This is a genomic window from Gluconobacter sphaericus, from assembly GCF_016757795.1.
Classification (GTDB): Bacteria; Pseudomonadota; Alphaproteobacteria; order Acetobacterales; family Acetobacteraceae; genus Gluconobacter; species Gluconobacter sphaericus.
In genome coordinates this window covers 1,159,482-1,174,956 of record NZ_CP068419.1, presented here as the reverse complement: position 1 = coordinate 1,174,956, position 15,475 = coordinate 1,159,482, and the positions used below count along the sequence as shown (strand labels likewise).

15 protein-coding genes, 1 pseudogene and 1 riboswitch are annotated in these 15,475 nt (G+C 59.2%); of the genes and pseudogenes, 7 read left to right on the top strand and 9 right to left on the bottom strand.

Annotated features, from left to right (window positions below; all coding sequences use genetic code 11):
- The first annotated feature begins 493 nt into the window (after nucleotides 1-493).
- Nucleotides 494-1,723, top strand: coding sequence for a cytochrome-c peroxidase (locus IGS75_RS05580; protein ID WP_202257878.1), 1,230 nt, complete (start codon nucleotides 494-496; stop codon nucleotides 1,721-1,723).
- Nucleotides 1,724-1,826: 103 nt separating this feature from the next.
- Nucleotides 1,827-3,452: a phospholipase C gene (locus IGS75_RS05575; RefSeq protein WP_141353302.1), complete on the top strand. Its 1,626-nt coding sequence runs from the start codon at nucleotides 1,827-1,829 to the stop codon at nucleotides 3,450-3,452.
- Nucleotides 3,453-3,494: 42 nt separating this feature from the next.
- Here IGS75_RS05575 and hisD read toward each other — a convergent pair whose 3' ends face one another.
- The 4 genes from hisD to IGS75_RS05555 all read right to left on the bottom strand — a co-directional run bounded on the left by hisD (nucleotide 3,495) and on the right by IGS75_RS05555 (nucleotide 7,746).
- Complete coding sequence (hisD, locus tag IGS75_RS05570; RefSeq protein ID WP_141353300.1) at nucleotides 3,495-4,784, bottom strand: histidinol dehydrogenase; 1,290 nt, start codon at nucleotides 4,782-4,784, stop codon at nucleotides 3,495-3,497.
- Nucleotides 4,784-5,509, bottom strand: coding sequence for an ATP phosphoribosyltransferase (hisG, locus tag IGS75_RS05565; protein WP_141353298.1), 726 nt, complete (start codon nucleotides 5,507-5,509; stop codon nucleotides 4,784-4,786). Before hisG ends, hisD begins: the two co-directional genes overlap by 1 nt.
- A gap of 143 nt (nucleotides 5,510-5,652) precedes the next feature.
- Nucleotides 5,653-6,279 carry a guanylate kinase gene (gene gmk / locus IGS75_RS05560; RefSeq protein WP_202257877.1) on the bottom strand — a complete coding sequence of 209 codons (627 nt, stop codon included), beginning with the start codon at nucleotides 6,277-6,279 and terminating at the stop codon, nucleotides 5,653-5,655.
- Between the two features lie 207 nt (nucleotides 6,280-6,486).
- Nucleotides 6,487-7,746 (bottom strand): AI-2E family transporter, encoded by a 1,260-nt coding sequence (locus tag IGS75_RS05555; RefSeq protein ID WP_202257876.1) that lies wholly within the window; start codon nucleotides 7,744-7,746, stop codon nucleotides 6,487-6,489.
- Nucleotides 7,747-7,928: 182 nt separating this feature from the next.
- On the opposite strand from IGS75_RS05555, the gene pqqA reads away from it, so the two are divergent.
- The 5 genes from pqqA to pqqE all read left to right on the top strand — a co-directional run bounded on the left by pqqA (nucleotide 7,929) and on the right by pqqE (nucleotide 11,099).
- Entirely contained in the window at nucleotides 7,929-8,009 is an 81-nt protein-coding gene (pqqA, locus tag IGS75_RS05550; RefSeq protein WP_010502998.1) for a pyrroloquinoline quinone precursor peptide PqqA, read from the top strand.
- 114 nt (nucleotides 8,010-8,123) lie between these two features.
- Nucleotides 8,124-9,038, top strand: a complete 915-nt coding sequence (gene pqqB / locus IGS75_RS05545) for a pyrroloquinoline quinone biosynthesis protein PqqB (protein ID WP_202257875.1) — start codon at nucleotides 8,124-8,126, stop codon at nucleotides 9,036-9,038.
- On the top strand, nucleotides 9,035-9,754 hold the full coding sequence (gene pqqC / locus IGS75_RS05540) for a pyrroloquinoline-quinone synthase PqqC (RefSeq protein WP_141353291.1): 720 nt from the start codon (nucleotides 9,035-9,037) through the stop codon (nucleotides 9,752-9,754). The genes pqqB and pqqC overlap by 4 nt, the downstream gene beginning before the upstream one ends.
- On the top strand, nucleotides 9,751-10,041 hold the full coding sequence (gene pqqD / locus IGS75_RS05535) for a pyrroloquinoline quinone biosynthesis peptide chaperone PqqD (protein WP_202257874.1): 291 nt from the start codon (nucleotides 9,751-9,753) through the stop codon (nucleotides 10,039-10,041). Before pqqC ends, pqqD begins: the two co-directional genes overlap by 4 nt.
- The gene (gene pqqE, locus IGS75_RS05530) at nucleotides 10,038-11,099 is read left to right on the top strand and encodes a pyrroloquinoline quinone biosynthesis protein PqqE (RefSeq protein ID WP_202257873.1); all 1,062 of its coding nucleotides are present in this window, start codon (nucleotides 10,038-10,040) and stop codon (nucleotides 11,097-11,099) included. Before pqqD ends, pqqE begins: the two co-directional genes overlap by 4 nt.
- Before the next feature lie 58 nt (nucleotides 11,100-11,157).
- On the opposite strand, the pseudogene IGS75_RS05525 reads toward pqqE, so the two are convergent.
- From IGS75_RS05525 to ribD, 5 genes and pseudogenes are all read right to left on the bottom strand, one after another.
- Nucleotides 11,158-11,745: pseudogene (locus IGS75_RS05525) on the bottom strand (DDE-type integrase/transposase/recombinase); the annotation flags it as partial.
- Between the two features lie 71 nt (nucleotides 11,746-11,816).
- Nucleotides 11,817-12,296 carry a 6,7-dimethyl-8-ribityllumazine synthase gene (gene ribH / locus IGS75_RS05520; protein ID WP_141354249.1) on the bottom strand — a complete coding sequence of 160 codons (480 nt, stop codon included), beginning with the start codon at nucleotides 12,294-12,296 and terminating at the stop codon, nucleotides 11,817-11,819.
- On the bottom strand, nucleotides 12,293-13,546 hold the full coding sequence (gene ribB, locus IGS75_RS05515; RefSeq protein ID WP_202257872.1) for a 3,4-dihydroxy-2-butanone-4-phosphate synthase: 1,254 nt from the start codon (nucleotides 13,544-13,546) through the stop codon (nucleotides 12,293-12,295). Before ribB ends, ribH begins: the two co-directional genes overlap by 4 nt.
- On the bottom strand, nucleotides 13,543-14,181 hold the full coding sequence (locus tag IGS75_RS05510) for a riboflavin synthase (protein WP_099285972.1): 639 nt from the start codon (nucleotides 14,179-14,181) through the stop codon (nucleotides 13,543-13,545). Before IGS75_RS05510 ends, ribB begins: the two co-directional genes overlap by 4 nt.
- The gene (gene ribD, locus IGS75_RS05505; RefSeq protein ID WP_202257871.1) at nucleotides 14,163-15,197 is read right to left on the bottom strand and encodes a bifunctional diaminohydroxyphosphoribosylaminopyrimidine deaminase/5-amino-6-(5-phosphoribosylamino)uracil reductase RibD; all 1,035 of its coding nucleotides are present in this window, start codon (nucleotides 15,195-15,197) and stop codon (nucleotides 14,163-14,165) included. Before ribD ends, IGS75_RS05510 begins: the two co-directional genes overlap by 19 nt.
- Nucleotides 15,198-15,313: 116 nt before the next feature.
- Nucleotides 15,314-15,471, bottom strand: a riboswitch (FMN riboswitch).
- Nucleotides 15,472-15,475 lie beyond the last annotated feature (4 nt).

Genomic DNA, 15,475 nt, shown 5'->3' with positions numbered 1-15,475 from the left:
CGGATTTCAAATCCGAATGCGTATACGAGTATGGCGCGGGCTGCATCACTGCTGTTTTCATGAGAAAAGAACGTGAAAACCGCAGGTTAAGGTTCATAAAACTGTCATATCCCTCTTCGCGCTGAATCCGTTATCAGCCCTTGTCTCGGATACAGCGATTACTCCTTTTTTGGAGATGATCATGAGGACTGGCTCAGTACCGGTAATAAGGAAGCTCCCGCATTTCAGTATGGTATGACCTTTGGTTATGACGGGTTCAGGAAATGGTTCACGTGCAGGATGGAGAACAGACGTCTCTCCTGTGAGGAGCGCGACGTGGACAATCCGGTGTGTCAGTATAGTCCTTTGGATGACACTGCTCGGCGCAAGTTGTGAGGCGCAATCCCCACCTGTATCACCAGCGCTCTCTCAGGGTGCCTGTGATCCCGCGCCAGATGGTCGCAATCCTTGTCCCCAGACTTTTCATCGTCCCAGACAGACTCCTCTGTCGCAAATGGCACAGATCGGGCGCATGCTATTTTACGACAGGGCATTGTCCGGTTCGGGCAAACTGTCCTGCGCTTCCTGTCATGATCCGGCGAACCATTATGGGCCGACGGGCAATACTTCCGTTTTCGAAGGCGGGGCCGATTTGCATCAGCAGGGCCGGCGCGCAATTCCCACGCTGACTTATCTGGAACGTATGCCGCCGTTCAGTATCGGGCCGGATCTGGGGAATGACGATGTGGCTCCGCGCGTCATCGCTGTGCCGAATACGGGAAACCAGCGTGGCAGCAAAAGTGCTACGGATACAGCGTCATCCGCCGCCCATATTGTTCCACAGGGTGGACTTTTCTGGGATGGCCGGGTCGATACACTCCAGCAACAGGCGGGTGGACCGCTTTTTGATCCCGATGAGATGGCTTCCACGCCGGAGCATGTCACTGCACGGCTGAACACGTCACTTTACCGTGCGGCTCTTCTTGCATTGGCGGGAGCGCGCGGGGAAAAGGATCCTGCCTTCCTGCGTGAAGAAGCGCTATTCGCAATCGGGCGTTATGAACTGGAAGATCCCCATTTCCACGAATATTCCAGCAGGTTTGATGCCTGGCTGGAAGGGAAAGCCCGGTTCACGCCGCTCGAACGTGATGGGTATCTTCTGTTCAACGATCCGCAAAAAGGCAACTGTGCGGCGTGTCATCTCGACCACATCACACGCGATGGCCTGCCACCGCTTTTCACCGATCATCAGTATGAAGCGCTTGGTGCGCCACGCAACATGGCGATCAGCCGCAATACCGTCGCCCGCTATGATGATCTAGGGGTTTGCGACAGTCAGCCCGATGGTCGAAAGGCCTTTGCGGCTTATTGCGGAATGTTCATGACGCCGACCTTGCGGAATGTCGCGACGCGTCATGTTTTTTTCCATAACGGTGTTTTTCACACACTCAAAGCTGTTCTGGATTTTTATGCTGTTCGGGATCTTCAGCCAGAAAAATTTTATCCCCGTGGAACTGACGGGAAAATCAACATCTACAACGATATTCCAGAAAAATATCGTTCCAATATTGACACGATAGATGCGCCATTTAATCGCCGCTCCGGTGAAGCCCCGGTGTTAACCGAAAACGAGCGCCAGGCGATCATCGCATTCCTTGAAACGCTGACAGATATGGATGCTCCGTCTGTGGATCACGTGGCTGCCACTGTCACGGGACAGGTAGGGAGGGGACAGGATGAGTGACATGCTCAACCAACCAGGAACATTCGGACGAACAATGGACGTGGGGTTCAGAATGTTTGTCAAACCGGTTGATCGTAGTGAAGAAAGGTTCTGTAAGGTGTTCATGAAGCGCGTACAACGAGCAAAATCCGGCCTAGCAGTCCTTCTGTCCGGCTCCGTTCTTTTCCCGTCCATGGGGCTGGCTTCCTCTGTGGCTGCGTCCTATCAGACAGCGACGCCCATCAAGCATGTTGTAGTGATTTTTCAGGAAAATCGTTCCTTCGATCATTATTTCGCGACTTATCCCAAGGCGGCGAATGTGAGCGGTGAACCGGCTTTTACGGCGTTGGCTGATACGCCTTCTGTCAATAATCTTACGAGCGCAAATCTCCTTACGAACAATCCGAATTCCAGTCCGGCGAACGGTATGGGAACAGCACTTCCGTTCCGTATTGACCGAACGCAGGCGAATACAGCAGATCAGAACCACAGCTACACGCCGGAACAACAGGCTTACGATGGCGGAAAGATGGATCTGTTTCCAAAATATACCGGATCAGCAACATATGGAAGCTCGGGTGCTTTCGGAACGAAAGGGCAGGTCCTAGGGTATTTTGATGGCAACACGGTCACGGCGCTTTGGAGTTACGCCCAGCATTACGCGATGAGCGACAATAACTGGAGCGATACTTACGGGCCGTCCACGCCGGGTGCGCTTGAGATTGTGTCTGGACAGACCAATGGTCTTCAGCCCATCGCGGGAAACATGCTCGGCAATGCCTACATTCATGACGGACAGGGCGGATACACCCTGATTAACGATGAGGATCCGGCTTATGATCGCTGTTCGACCTCATCACAGGTAAGGATGAATGCCAAAAATATCGGTGATCTGTTGAACGAGAAGGGTATTTCCTGGGGTGGTTTCATGGGCGGCTTCGACCTGACGCTCACGAACGCGAACAACACCACGGGGTGCAGTCGCAGCACCTATTCCGAAATAGTGGGAACCCGCACTGATTATGTTCCGCATCATGCCTGGTTCCAGTATTTCGCAAGTACGGCCAATCCGACGCATGCCCGGCCGAACTCCACGGCTTCGATCGGCTTCAGCACGATCCCCGGAACCTCGACCCGGGAACCGGCCAACCATCAGTATGATATCAAGGATTTCTATAAGGCCGTGAAAGCGGGGAATTTCTCCGCGGTCTCCTATATCAAGATGCCGGCCTATCAGGACGCTCATCCTGGCAACTCGGACCCGCTGGATGAGCAGAACGCTATCGTGACGCTCGTCAATTTTATCCAGAGCCAGCCGGAATGGGCCAGTACGGCGATCATCATTGATTATGATGACTCCGATGGCTGGTACGATCATGCGTTCCACAAACCGCTTTGGGGTTCATTCGACAGCATCGCGGATCAACTCAACGGTCCCGGGATCTGCGGAACCGCAGGGTCGGCTCCAAAAGGTGTGGCGGGCAAGGTGGTCAATGGCCGTTGCGGGCCAGGGACGCGCATCCCGCTCATCGTGATCTCGCCGTATGCCCGCCGGAACTTTGTCAGTCATGACCTGACCAGTCAGGCCTCCGTAGTGCGCTTCATTGAAGACAACTGGCTGGGCGGAAAACGGCTTGGGGGCGGCTCGTTTGATGCGGCTGCGGGCCAGATCAATACGCTGTTTGACTTCACGCAAAAGCCGAACACCACGCCTCTGGTTCTGGATCCGGATACAGGCTCGCTCCGGTAAAGCGGGATGCTCCGGGAGGTGTCAGAACCTCTCGGATGGAGGCTAATTTTCCAGCCGGACCGACAGGCTGAGCGCATGGGCGTCCAGTCCTTCGGCATTCGCCAGCGCCACACCGGCCGGGCCGATCCGGCGCAGACCGGCTTCGTCGGCTTCGATGGTGGTGGTACGTTTAATGAAGTCGAAGACCGATAGACCTGAGGCAAAACGCGCCGTGCGGCTGGTCGGCAGGACGTGGTTTGGGCCGCCGACATAATCGCCCACTGCTTCGGGGCAGTAGCGGCCCATGAAGATCGCGCCTGCGTGGCGAATCATGTCCGAAAACTCGCGCGGGGCGTCGAGCATGACTTCCAGATGCTCGGGGGCCAGCGCATTTACAATTTCAGAGGCCTCCTCAAGTGAGCGCACTACGATGATCGCGCCATGATCGTACCAGCTTTTGGAGGCGATGGCTGTGCGAGGGAGCGTTTCCAATTCCTTGCGGACGGCTTCGGCAGCGCGGTCGGCAAAGGCGGCATCCGTCGTGATGAGGATGGCCTGTGCCTGCTCGTCATGTTCGGCTTGGGCGAGTAGATCGAGCGCGACAAGGCGCGGATCGTTCTGGCCATCAGCGACGACCACGACTTCGGACGGCCCGGCGATGCTGTCGATGCCGACGTGCCCAAAGACCTGCCGCTTGGCTTCCGCAACGAACGCATTGCCGGGACCGACAATACGGTCCACGGGCGCGATAAGGTCCGTACCGAACGCCATGGCGCCCACAGCCTGCGCGCCACCAATACGATAGATTTCTTCAACGCCGCAGAGCTGTGCGGCCGCGAGAACCAGCGGGTTCAGCACGCCACCCGGCGACGGCACGCACATAGCGAGCCGCTTCACACCTGCGACGCGGGCGGGCAGGGCGTTCATCAGTACGGAGGACGGATAGGCCGCTTTGCCACCTGGAACATACAGCCCGACCGCATCCAGTGGGGTCCAGCGCATGCCAAGGCGAATGCCGTCCTCATCTGTGAAATCCAGATCCCTAGGCATCTGTGCGGCATGGAACGTCTCGATCCGGCGGGCGGCGGTGCGCAGGGCATCCATCAGGTCGGCAGGGACGCGTGCGGCTTCGGAGGCGATTTCTTCCGCACTGATCCGCAGTTTTTCAGCTGGCAGGGACAGGCGGTCAAAGCGGGCAGTGTAATCGCACAGGGCTTCATCGCCCCGGCTGCGTACATCGGCGAGAATGATGCGGACCGGTTCGGCCACGCTGCGCTCGTCGCTTCCACGTGCGGCAAGCAGTGTTGCGAAGTCTTCGGAGAACCCGGCGACAGATGTATCGAGGCGTTTCATCAGGCGTCTTCTTCCGTGTTCAGCGCGGCGCGGAAGCGTTCGATCAGGGCGCTGATTTCTTCAGGACGGGTCTTGAGCGCGACGCGGTTGACGATCAGGCGGCTCGTGACATGGGCGATAGTTTCGGTTTCCATCAGGCCATTGGCGCGGAGCGTGGAACCGGTATCAACCAGATCGACGATCACGCTTGCCAGATCCAGCGTCGGTGCCAGTTCCATCGCGCCATTCAGATGCACGATTTCAGCGTTGATGGCGCGGGAGGCAAAGTGTCGGCGGGCGATAGTCGGGTATTTCGTGGCGACGCGAAGACGAGACTGACCGGTTGCGGGGTCCTCGACCATGGTTTTTGGTCGTGCGACGGCAATGCGACAGCCTCCGATGCCCAGATCAAGTGGCGCATAAATGTCCGGATAATCGAACTCCATCAGTACATCCGCGCCGCACACGCCGATATCCGCGCCGCCATAGGCCACGAAGGTCGCGACATCGAAGGAGCGGACCCGGACCACATCCAGATTCGGATCGGACGTGCCAAAGCGCAGTCGGCGGCTGCTTTCCGTCAGGCAATCCGGATCGGGTTCGATACCGGTGCGCGTCAGGACAGGGGCCAGGGCCTTGAGAATACGCCCTTTCGGAAGCGCCAGAATCAGAGGTGAATCACTGCGGACAGCGAGGTCCGCTCCGGTCTGGAGGCCATTTCCGGTCCCGTTCTGGGGCGCTGTCATGAAGTGTCTTTCCCTTGCCGTCCGCAGCCACTGAGAGAACGGCAGGCCATATCACGAAGCCGGAGTCTTCCCAAATTCTGCAGAAAGCTTTCCATCTGCATAAAAACCGGGAAGCAGGCTCTCAAGATTCGCGAGTGACGAGATCATTGGCTGAAGCTGGCGACCATGTCCAGCAGGTTGCGCTGGCGCCGTGTGGACAGTCGCGCAGCTGTGAGGACGGATCGGGCCTGCGAAATGGCGGTGTCGAGATCCGAATTGATGATCGTGTGATCGAACTCGGACCAGTGGGAAATTTCATCCAGCGCTGCCTTCATGCGTTTGGTGATTTCTTCCGGATGGTCCGAAGCGCGTTTGTTTAGGCGGCGTTCCAGTTCTTCCAGCGACGGCGGCAAAACGAATAGGCTCACCACATCGTCAGGCAGGGCCGCGCGCAGAAGGCGGTGCCCTTGCCAGTCGATATCGAACACCATGTCATGCCCGGCATTCAGCGCTTCCTCAACCGGTGCGCGCGGTGTGCCATAGCCTCGACCAAAGACCTCCGCCCATTCCAGCAGTTCGCCATCCGCAGCCATGCGGCGGAATTCCTCGATATCCCGGAAATGGTAATGCACACCCTCGACTTCCCCCGGACGCGGCCTGCGCGTCGTGACCGAGACGGAATGGCGCAAGGTTGGCTCCGAAGCGCGCAGGGCGTTGGCAATGGTAGACTTGCCCGCGCCAGACGGGGCCGAGATCACCAGACAGACGCCACGGCGGGGCAATTGGGTCATGGGGTCTCCTTGGAAAAATGAACCGGACAGGAATGTTCTGCCGAAGCGTCTAGCGTAAAGGGGGCGGTTCTGGCCAGATATTCAGAGCCTGTTCAGGGCGCTGCCCTGAAACCCGCCAAAGGCTGGGGACCTTTGGAAACCGCTTTATTTGGAATCGGGATCAAAGGGGCGAGCCCCTTTGTGGGGCGCGGGGCAAAGCCCCGATCTTCACGGTTCGGACTGCAACTGCGCAACAATGGCGCTGCTGATCGTCCTGCGTGTCGGGCCACCCAGAACATGGCCGAGCGGCGCCAGAACTTCGATATGGTCACAGACGATCTTGAAGACCGCGAGCATCGGTACGGACAGGAAGGCGCCCGAAATGCCCCACATCCAGTCCCAGAACAGCAGCGATCCCATGACGAATACGGGATTGAGCGTGAAGCGCCGGGCCAGCAGCATGGGCGTGATGGTCTCGCCTTCCAGCACATGGATTAGCAGATAGATTGACGGCGGCAGGAGCGCGTAAAGCAGGGACGGAAAACTGAACAGCCCGACCACGAAATAGACTACGACGCCCGTGAGTGGCCCGATGATGGGAATGTAGTTCAGCAGGAACGCCAGCACGCCCCACAGCAGTGGATTGGGCATGCCGGTCGCCCAGCACTGGATCATGTTCACCAGCCCCACACCCAGATTCATCATCGTGATCGTCACGAGATAAAGTGAGACGTTCTGCTCGATCTGAGTGGCCATTTCCACGAGGCGGCGTTTTTTGGCGTAGGTTGGCATGATCTCGACACAGCGGCGCAGAAGCGTGTCGCCTTCCGTCATAAGGAAGAACAGCATCAGCAGCATCGAGAAGAAGCCGCCTGCAAGCTCCCGTGTGCCGGCCAGAACGGAAGAGCCGAGCCGCGAGAGCGCCGTCTCCCCGCTGATCGGTCCGGTGACGCCATGCGCTGTATGCGTGTTGCCCGAATGGCCGCCGAACATGGCCGACAAGCGCATGTAATCGTGCTGGACCACGTCAATCGGGCCGCTGAGCACTGCCAACTTGCTTTGCAGGGCGGGAAGTGTCTGAGGGGCGCGGGTGATCCAGCCGGCGGCCGGCACGGAAATGGTCGTAGCGATTCCCCCCACAATGCCGAACATCATGACGATCAGCATAAGCCCCGCCACATGCCTCGGCAGGCGCAGACGCTGGGTCAGGAATCGCATGGGCGCGATCATGAGGAGGTTCAGAACGATCGCGAAGACGAACGGCAGCAGGATCGGGGCTGTGAAATACAGAGAATAGAATACGGCCAGAATCGTCAGGATCAGGACGCACATATCCCGGATGTTCAGGTGTTCACGCAGGAGGTTCCGGTCAAGCGTCGGGTCTGGGAAATCGCCGTCAGGCGTCAGTTTCTTATCGGGTTTTCCGGACGGAGACGGGCTCTTGCTACAGGCAGGGTCGGCGGAAGGCGTAATGGGACGGCCGGACATATTTTCTGCCTGCAACGAAGACGGAGCTTAGGGATCAAAATGATCCGCGAAAGGACACAGTTGCGTGTTCTGCCCAAAAAACCCCTTGAACTCCAGTGGCATCCGGTCACTAAATCATGAGGAGCGCCTGCGGATGTGTTGTTGTCACATCTGCCGGTTATCGGAGACCAAGGAGAAAAATTATGGCCTGGAACACACCGAAAGTTACCGAAATCCCGCTGGGCGCAGAAATCAACTCGTATGTCTGCGGCGAGAAGAAATAAGTCACTTTCCTGAGGCACCGTCCTTGAGGAATATGGCACGGCCGCTCCCCCACGGAGCGGCCGTTTTCGTTCATGGGTGCCCTGAGGCGCCCCAGTCAGACGGTTTGTGATAAAATGATTGATGTCATCGTGCTCGGCGCGGCGGCAGGGGGCGGGTTTCCGCAATGGAACTCCGCAGCACCCGGCTGTGTGGCCGCCCGCACGCGACAGGGCGCGAAAGCCCGGACCCAGGCCTCCATCGCCGTCAGCGCCGACGGAAAACGCTGGTTCATTCTCAACGCCGCGCCCGATCTGCGCCAACAGATCATCGACACGCCAGCCTTGCATCATCAGGGTAGCTTGCGTGGCACGCCCATTCAGAGTGTCGTCCTGACCTGCGGCGAGATCGACGCTATAACCGGGCTTCTAACCCTGCGTGAGCGTGAGCCTTTTACCCTGATGGGCAGCGACTCGACACTTCAGCAGCTTGTGGACAATCCGATCTTCGGTGCGCTCGATCCGGAAATCGTCCCGCGTGTCCCGCTTATTCTCGATGAAGCCACCTCCCTGATGAACAAGGACGGAGTTCCGTCCGGTCTTCTGCTCACGGCCTTCGCTGTTCCGGGCAAGGCGCCGCTTTACGCGGAAGCCGCAGGCTCACGCCCGGACGAGACGCTTGGTCTGTCCATCACGGATGGAAAGAAGACGCTGCTCTTCATTCCCGGCTGTGCGCACATCACGCCCGCCATCGTGGAGCGGGTCGCTGCGGCCGATCTTGTTTTCTTCGATGGCACGCTTTGGCGGGATGATGAAATGATCCGCGCCGGACTGAGCCCCAAGAGCGGGCAGCGTATGGGGCATGTGTCGGTGAATGATGCCGGGGGGCCGGTCGAATGTTTCACGACATGCGAAAAACCACATAAAGTGTTGATTCATATCAACAACTCCAACCCAATTCTGTTCGAAAACAGCCCCGAACGTAAAGAAGTCGAACGCACCGGATGGACGGTTGCGGAAGACGGCATGACTTTCAGACTGGATACACCATGACGCTTCTCACACCTGACCAGCTTGAAGCACGGCTTCGCCAGATCGGGGCCGAGCGGTACCACAACCGACATCCGTTCCATCGCAAGCTGCATGACGGCAAGCTCGATAAGGCTCAGGTTCAAGCCTGGGCACTGAACCGCTATTATTATCAGGCTCGTATTCCAGCCAAGGATGCCACGCTTCTCGCACGCCTGCCGACGGCAGAGCTTCGCCGCGAATGGCGTCGCCGGATCGAAGACCATGACGGCACGGAGCCCGGAACCGGCGGTGTCGCGCGCTGGCTGATGCTAACGAATGGCCTGGGGCTGGACCGGAACTATGTGGAAAGCTTAGATGGCCTGCTTCCGGCCACTCGCTTTTCGGTCGATGCCTATGTGAACTTCGTGCGGGACCAGTCGATTCTGGCGGCCATTGCGTCGTCGCTGACGGAACTGTTTTCACCTACGATTATCAGCGAGCGCGTGTCGGGGATGCTGCGTCACTATGACTTCGTGTCGGAAAAAACGCTAGCCTATTTTACACCGCGCCTGACGCAGGCCCCCCGGGATTCCGATTTCGCGTTGGCCTATGTTCGCGAAAATGCCCGTACGCCAGAACAGCAGAAAGAAGTCCTGGGAGCGCTAGAGTTCAAGTGTTCTGTGCTGTGGACAATGCTGGATGCGCTCGACTATGCCTATGTGGAAGGTCACATTCCACCAGGGGCTTTCGTTCCATGACTGATGTCCAGCATGTCGTGGTGGATGGGGCGGCCCTCTCCTTTGCCCGGGGACATCGTCTGCAGCATGATCGCGTACGGGGCGTGTGGATCGTGCAGGCGCCTGAAAAAGCATTTGTAGTTGAAGGCGCCGCGCCGCATATTCTGCGGCTGCTGGATGGGAAGCGCAGCGTCGGCGACATCATCCAGCAGCTTGCAATCGAGTTTTCCGCCCCGCGTGAGGTCATTGCGAAGGATGTCCTCGCGCTTCTTTCTGAACTGACAGAAAAGAACGTCCTACACATATGACACTCCCTTCGCCGCCGATGAGCCTTCTGGCTGAACTGACGCATCGATGCCCGCTTTCCTGCCCCTACTGCTCCAACCCGCTTGAACTCGAACGCAAAGCGGCCGAGCTCGATACGGCGACCTGGACTGCTGTACTGGAGCAAGCGGCCGAGCTTGGGGTGCTCCAGGTTCATTTCTCCGGCGGCGAGCCCATGGCGCGGCCTGATCTGGTCGAACTGGTCTCCGTCGCACGGAGACTCAACCTGTATTCCAACCTGATCACGTCCGGTGTGCTGCTGGACGAACCGAAATTGGAAGCCCTTGACAGGGCAGGGCTGGATCACATCCAACTCTCCTTTCAGGACGTGACAGAGGCGGGAGCCGAGCGTATCGGCGGTCTCAAGGGCGCGCAGGCCCGCAAGGTCGCGGCGGCACACCTCATCCGCGCCTCCGGCATTCCGATGACGCTCAATTTTGTGGTGCACAGGGAAAATGTCGCCCGTATCCCCGAGATGTTCGCGTTGGCGCGGGAACTTGGAGCGGGACGGGTCGAGATCGCGCATACTCAGTATTATGGCTGGGGGCTGAAAAACCGCGATGCGCTTCTTCCCAGCCGAGAGCAGTTGGAGGAATCCACCCGTGCCGTTGAAGCTGAACGCGCGAAGGGTGGGCTTTCCATCGATTATGTGACGCCGGACTATCATGCAGACCGGCCCAAGCCCTGCATGGGGGGGTGGGGGCAGCGTTTCGTGAATGTCACGCCCTCGGGCCGGGTGCTGCCGTGTCATGCGGCCGAGATCATTCCCGATGTCTCGTTCCCGAATGTGAAAGACGTGACCCTGTCCGAAATCTGGAACATCTCGCCGCTGTTCAACATGTTCCGCGGGACGGACTGGATGCCCGAGCCCTGCCGTTCCTGCGAACGCAAGGAACGGGACTGGGGCGGATGCCGCTGTCAGGCCCTGGCCCTGACAGGAAATGCGGCGAACACCGATCCGGTCTGTAGCCTGTCGCCGTTTCACAATCTTGTGGAACAGGCAGGAAGTCAAAAAACAGAATTTGTCTATCGGGGACGGTAAAGTACGGTCGGTTTTTTAACCTACGTTTTGTCTGATGATGATCCTTCTTCGAGACGGCTTAGTTGTTTAGTCCCGTGCTTTGGTAGTTTGGATTGGTGATGAATTTTTCTGGCTCTGAAGTCCAGATTTTGCAGACATATTCGTAAGGAGTGAGGCCGTTCAGGGTCTTGAGTCTTCGCCCGAAGTTATAGGCTGCCATGAAGTCATTGAGGCGTGCCCTCAACTGCTCATGGCTGTCGTAATGGAAGCGTTTAACGGCCGCTTCCCTGATCGTCCGGTTCATCCGTTCAACCTGACCGTTCGTCCAGGGATGATTGGGTTTCGTCAGACGGTGTTTGATCCCGTGAGCTTTGCAGATCACTTCGAAGCGCATGGGACGCGACAGGGCCGTATTTCGACTACGGCGCTGTTTGGCGAACTGGATGCCGTTATCGGTCAGGATGGTATGGATCCGGTAAGGAATGACACTCAGGAGATATTCAAGGAATTCCCATGCTGTATTCCGGTCGGCTTTTTCGACCAGTTGTGTGACAGCGAATTTGCTTGTCCGGTCGATGGCAACGAAGAGGTACAGCTTGCCTTCAGCGGTCTGGACTTCGGCAATATCGATATGAAAGAACCCAATCGGATAGCGTTTGAAACGCCTTCATAGCCGATGAGGATCGTTCCTGATGGTTACGGAAGATATTCCGCAAACCATCAGGAATCATGATATGGTCAGAGCTGGCCGGGAACGTTACGCAGGAAGGCGACGCTTTCAACGCAGGCAGCCGCGGCTTCGCGCCCTTTGTTTTCAGCGTCCTTGCGGGAGCGATCTACGGCCTGCTGTTCTGTGTAGGTCGTGAGGATTCCGAAAGCGATCGGCACTTCGGTGGCAAGCTGGGCCTGCATGATGCCGATGGTCGCGCCGAGCGAGATGAACTCGAAATGCGCGGTGTCGCCCTTGATGACGCAGCCAAGGCAAATCACGCCTTCATATTTTCCGGACTTCGCCAGACGCTGGGCCAGAAGCGGCAGTTCGAAAGCACCAGGCGCGTCATAAACGTCCACATCCGTGATGCCGCGCTCCTCAAGCCATTCGAGCGAACCGTTTTTCAGGCCGCCCGTAATGTTCGTGTTGAAGCGGCTGACCACGATGGCCATTTTCGGCGCAGGCGAAAGACGCAGGTCGGGGGCGACGGGGATATGCTTGCTCATGCCGGCTGTTCCTGAAGAAAATGGCCCATCCGTGTGCGTTTGGTCGCAAGATAGGCCCGATTGAAAGGATTGGCTTCAATTTCCAGCCGCTCGCTGGATTTCACGTCAAAGCCGAAGCGGACGAGGTTGGATTCCTTGTCCGGATTGTTCGTCAGAAGGCGGAGTGAACTCACGCCCAGATGCCGCAGCAGGTCGGCGGCCGCATCCCATTCGCGGGCATCGGCGGGCAGGCCGAGAGCCTCGTTGGCTTCCACTGTATCCATCCCATGATCCTGAAGCTCGTAAGCGCGGATCTTGTTGGCCAGCCCGATCCCGCGACCTTCATGGCCCCGCAGATAGACCAGCACACCGGATTCGGATGCCGAAATCCGCTCCAGAGCCTCGCGGAGCTGCGCGCCGCAGTCGCAGCGCATGGAGCCGAGCGCATCGCCCGTCACACATTCCGAATGCAAACGCACCAGCGGCACGCCTTTGGATGGATCGCCCTTCACCAGCGCGACATGCTCCACGCCATCGACGGCGCGGAAGGCATGAATACGCAGATCGTGACCGCCGAAAATACTGGGGAGGGCGGATTCGGCCACCATTTCGCCCGCAGCTGGAACAGGTGTGCAGATCAGGTCATGGCCTGCGACGGGCCCACGGCCATGCTCGCGACACCACTCCTGAAGATCCGCGATGCTGACGATGGGCATGTTGTGGCGTGCGGCATATTTCCGCAGTTCAGGCAGACGCATCATGCTGCCGTCATCGGCCATGATTTCGCAGATCACACCAGCGGGCTCCAGCCCGGCCAGACGCGCGATGTCGATAGAGCCTTCCGTGTGTCCGTTGCGGCCCAACACGCCTTCGGGATGAGCGCGGAGCGGGAAGATATGCCCCGGCGAGACGAGGTCGTCTGGCTTAGCTGCGGGGTTGGCGGCGATGACGATCGTGCGGGCGCGGTCTGCGGCAGAAATGCCGGTCGTTACACCTGTTGCCGCTTCGATCGAAACCGTGAAGGCTGTGCCACGCGGGTCGCGGTTGCGGGCCACCATGGGGGGCAGGGCCAGACGGTCCGCCTGTTCGGCTTCCAGTGGCAGGCAGATCAGGCCGCGCGCCTCACGAACCATGAAGTTGATGGCTTCCGGCGTGGCGAACTGTGCCGCCATGACCAGATCGCCCTCGTTCTCCCGGTTTTCGTCATCGACCATGACGACCATTCCGCCAGCGCGGATGGCCTCGATGGCGGCTTTCAGGGACGGCTTCATGAGGCCACCTTTCCAAGGCTGGGGGAGAACCGCAGCAGGTTCTCGACATATTTGGACAGCACATCGACTTCCACATCCATCCGGTCTCCGACCGACAGCGTGGAGAGGTTGGTGTGCTCCCAGGTGTGCGGGATGATCGTCAGGCCGACTTCAAAACCGGGCTGATTGCCGCGCGTGATGTCATCATGCAGATCGTTCACCGTCAGGCTGATGCCGTCGAAGGTGATGGAGCCCTTTTCCACGACATACTGGCGCAGCGCCTGCGGGACGAACACGCGCAGGGCATAGGAATCGCCCGCTTTTTCAACACTGGCGAGGGTCGCCACGCCATCCACATGGCCCTGCACGATATGGCCTGAAAGGCGCGTGCTGGCGGCGACGGCGCGTTCCAGATTGACGCGCGATCCGGTTTTCAGCTGGTCCAGCGGTGTTCGGGACAGCGTCTCGCCGCTGAGATGGAACGTCGCCACGCCTGCTGAATCGAAAGTCTCGACCGTCAGACACACACCATTGATCGCCACGCTTTCGCCGAGTTCCAGATCGGGGAATCCGGTCTCTACGGTCAGGTCCATGGCCTTGTCGCGGACGGAGGCGGCGCGGACTGTGCCCAGACGCTCTATGATTCCAGAGAACATGCGTTTTCCCTCAGCAGTCGCAGCGGGCTTTCGTCCCGCGATTTCAGATCGATGCGGTCAGTGGCCGCAGTTTTATGAATGGTGAGCCAGTCGTCCCACAGCCCGGCCTCGGCGACGGAGGCCAGCAGGGCCGGTCCGGCTTCGATCATCGCCCAGTTTGCGCCGCGCTCCGCCAGCAGGGCCGGGACGGAGAGCAGGTCGGAACTGGTAAGGACCTCGAACCCATTTTCTGTCATCTCCGCAACCCAGTCCGCCGGAAGGCGGCCGTGGCGGTCGCAGACGACCAGAAGGCGCGGCTTGCGGCCCTCATGGTCCGGGACATGCCGGACCGTGAAGCGCGGGCGGTCTGCCAGAACGGTGCCGATCCCGGTGATGATCGCATCCGTCGCCCGGCGCAGGCGATGCGCGAGGACGAGCGAGTCCGGAGATGTGAAGGTTTTCTGCCCCGGCGGCGGCACCATGGAGCCGTGTTCGTCCAGCGCCTGCTTGACGCTGATCCACGGGCGGTGCCGGACAACGCGGCTTGCGAAAGGTGCCAGAAGGGCCTGGCAGTCCTGTGCCAGATCGGCCATCTCCGGCCGGTCCGCCAGCATGATCACGCGTTTTGCACCGGGCTCTTCGCGCAGCCGGGCGGCTCCGCCGGAGGCCTGCGGGTTCGGGTCGGCCGCACCAATCCAGACTTCCTGAACCGGGCTGTTGCGAAGGGCTTCGCTGCACGGAGGGGTGCGCCCGGTGTGATTGCACGGCTCCAGCGTGACAAGAGCCACTCGTGCCTGATCCAGCGCACCCGTCTCGCGGGCCTGCGCCAGAGCCATGGCTTCGGCATGAGGCTGCCCCGCGCGCGGGTGAACCCCGACTGTCAGGATACGACCTTCGGCATCCAGCAGCGCACACCCTACTGACGGGTTGGGTGCCGTGGCCCCGAAGGTCTCGACAGCCTGTGAGATGGCTGCACGAAATCCGTCGCGTATGGCGCTCAGTGCTATGGTGTCGGAAAGAGTGGTCTGGTCAGGCAAGTTGCGTCTTCTGGTCCCGTTACGATCGGGACGTCCGCAAGGCGCACGCCGCCCTCAGCCGGAGCGAAAAACAGGCGGGGCTGCAAGTACCCAACCTGTCCGCGACCGGACAAGTGCTGCGTTCTCTTCCATCCGGACTATAACCGTCGGCTCCGGAGTCTCACCGGATCTGCTTGTCCCTTCCTGACCGAAATCCGGAAGGCGCTCGCGGGCTGAGGCGGGGAAAACCGCCAATACCGCCGGTGGGGAATTTCACCCCGCCCTGAGAACGTCTGTGT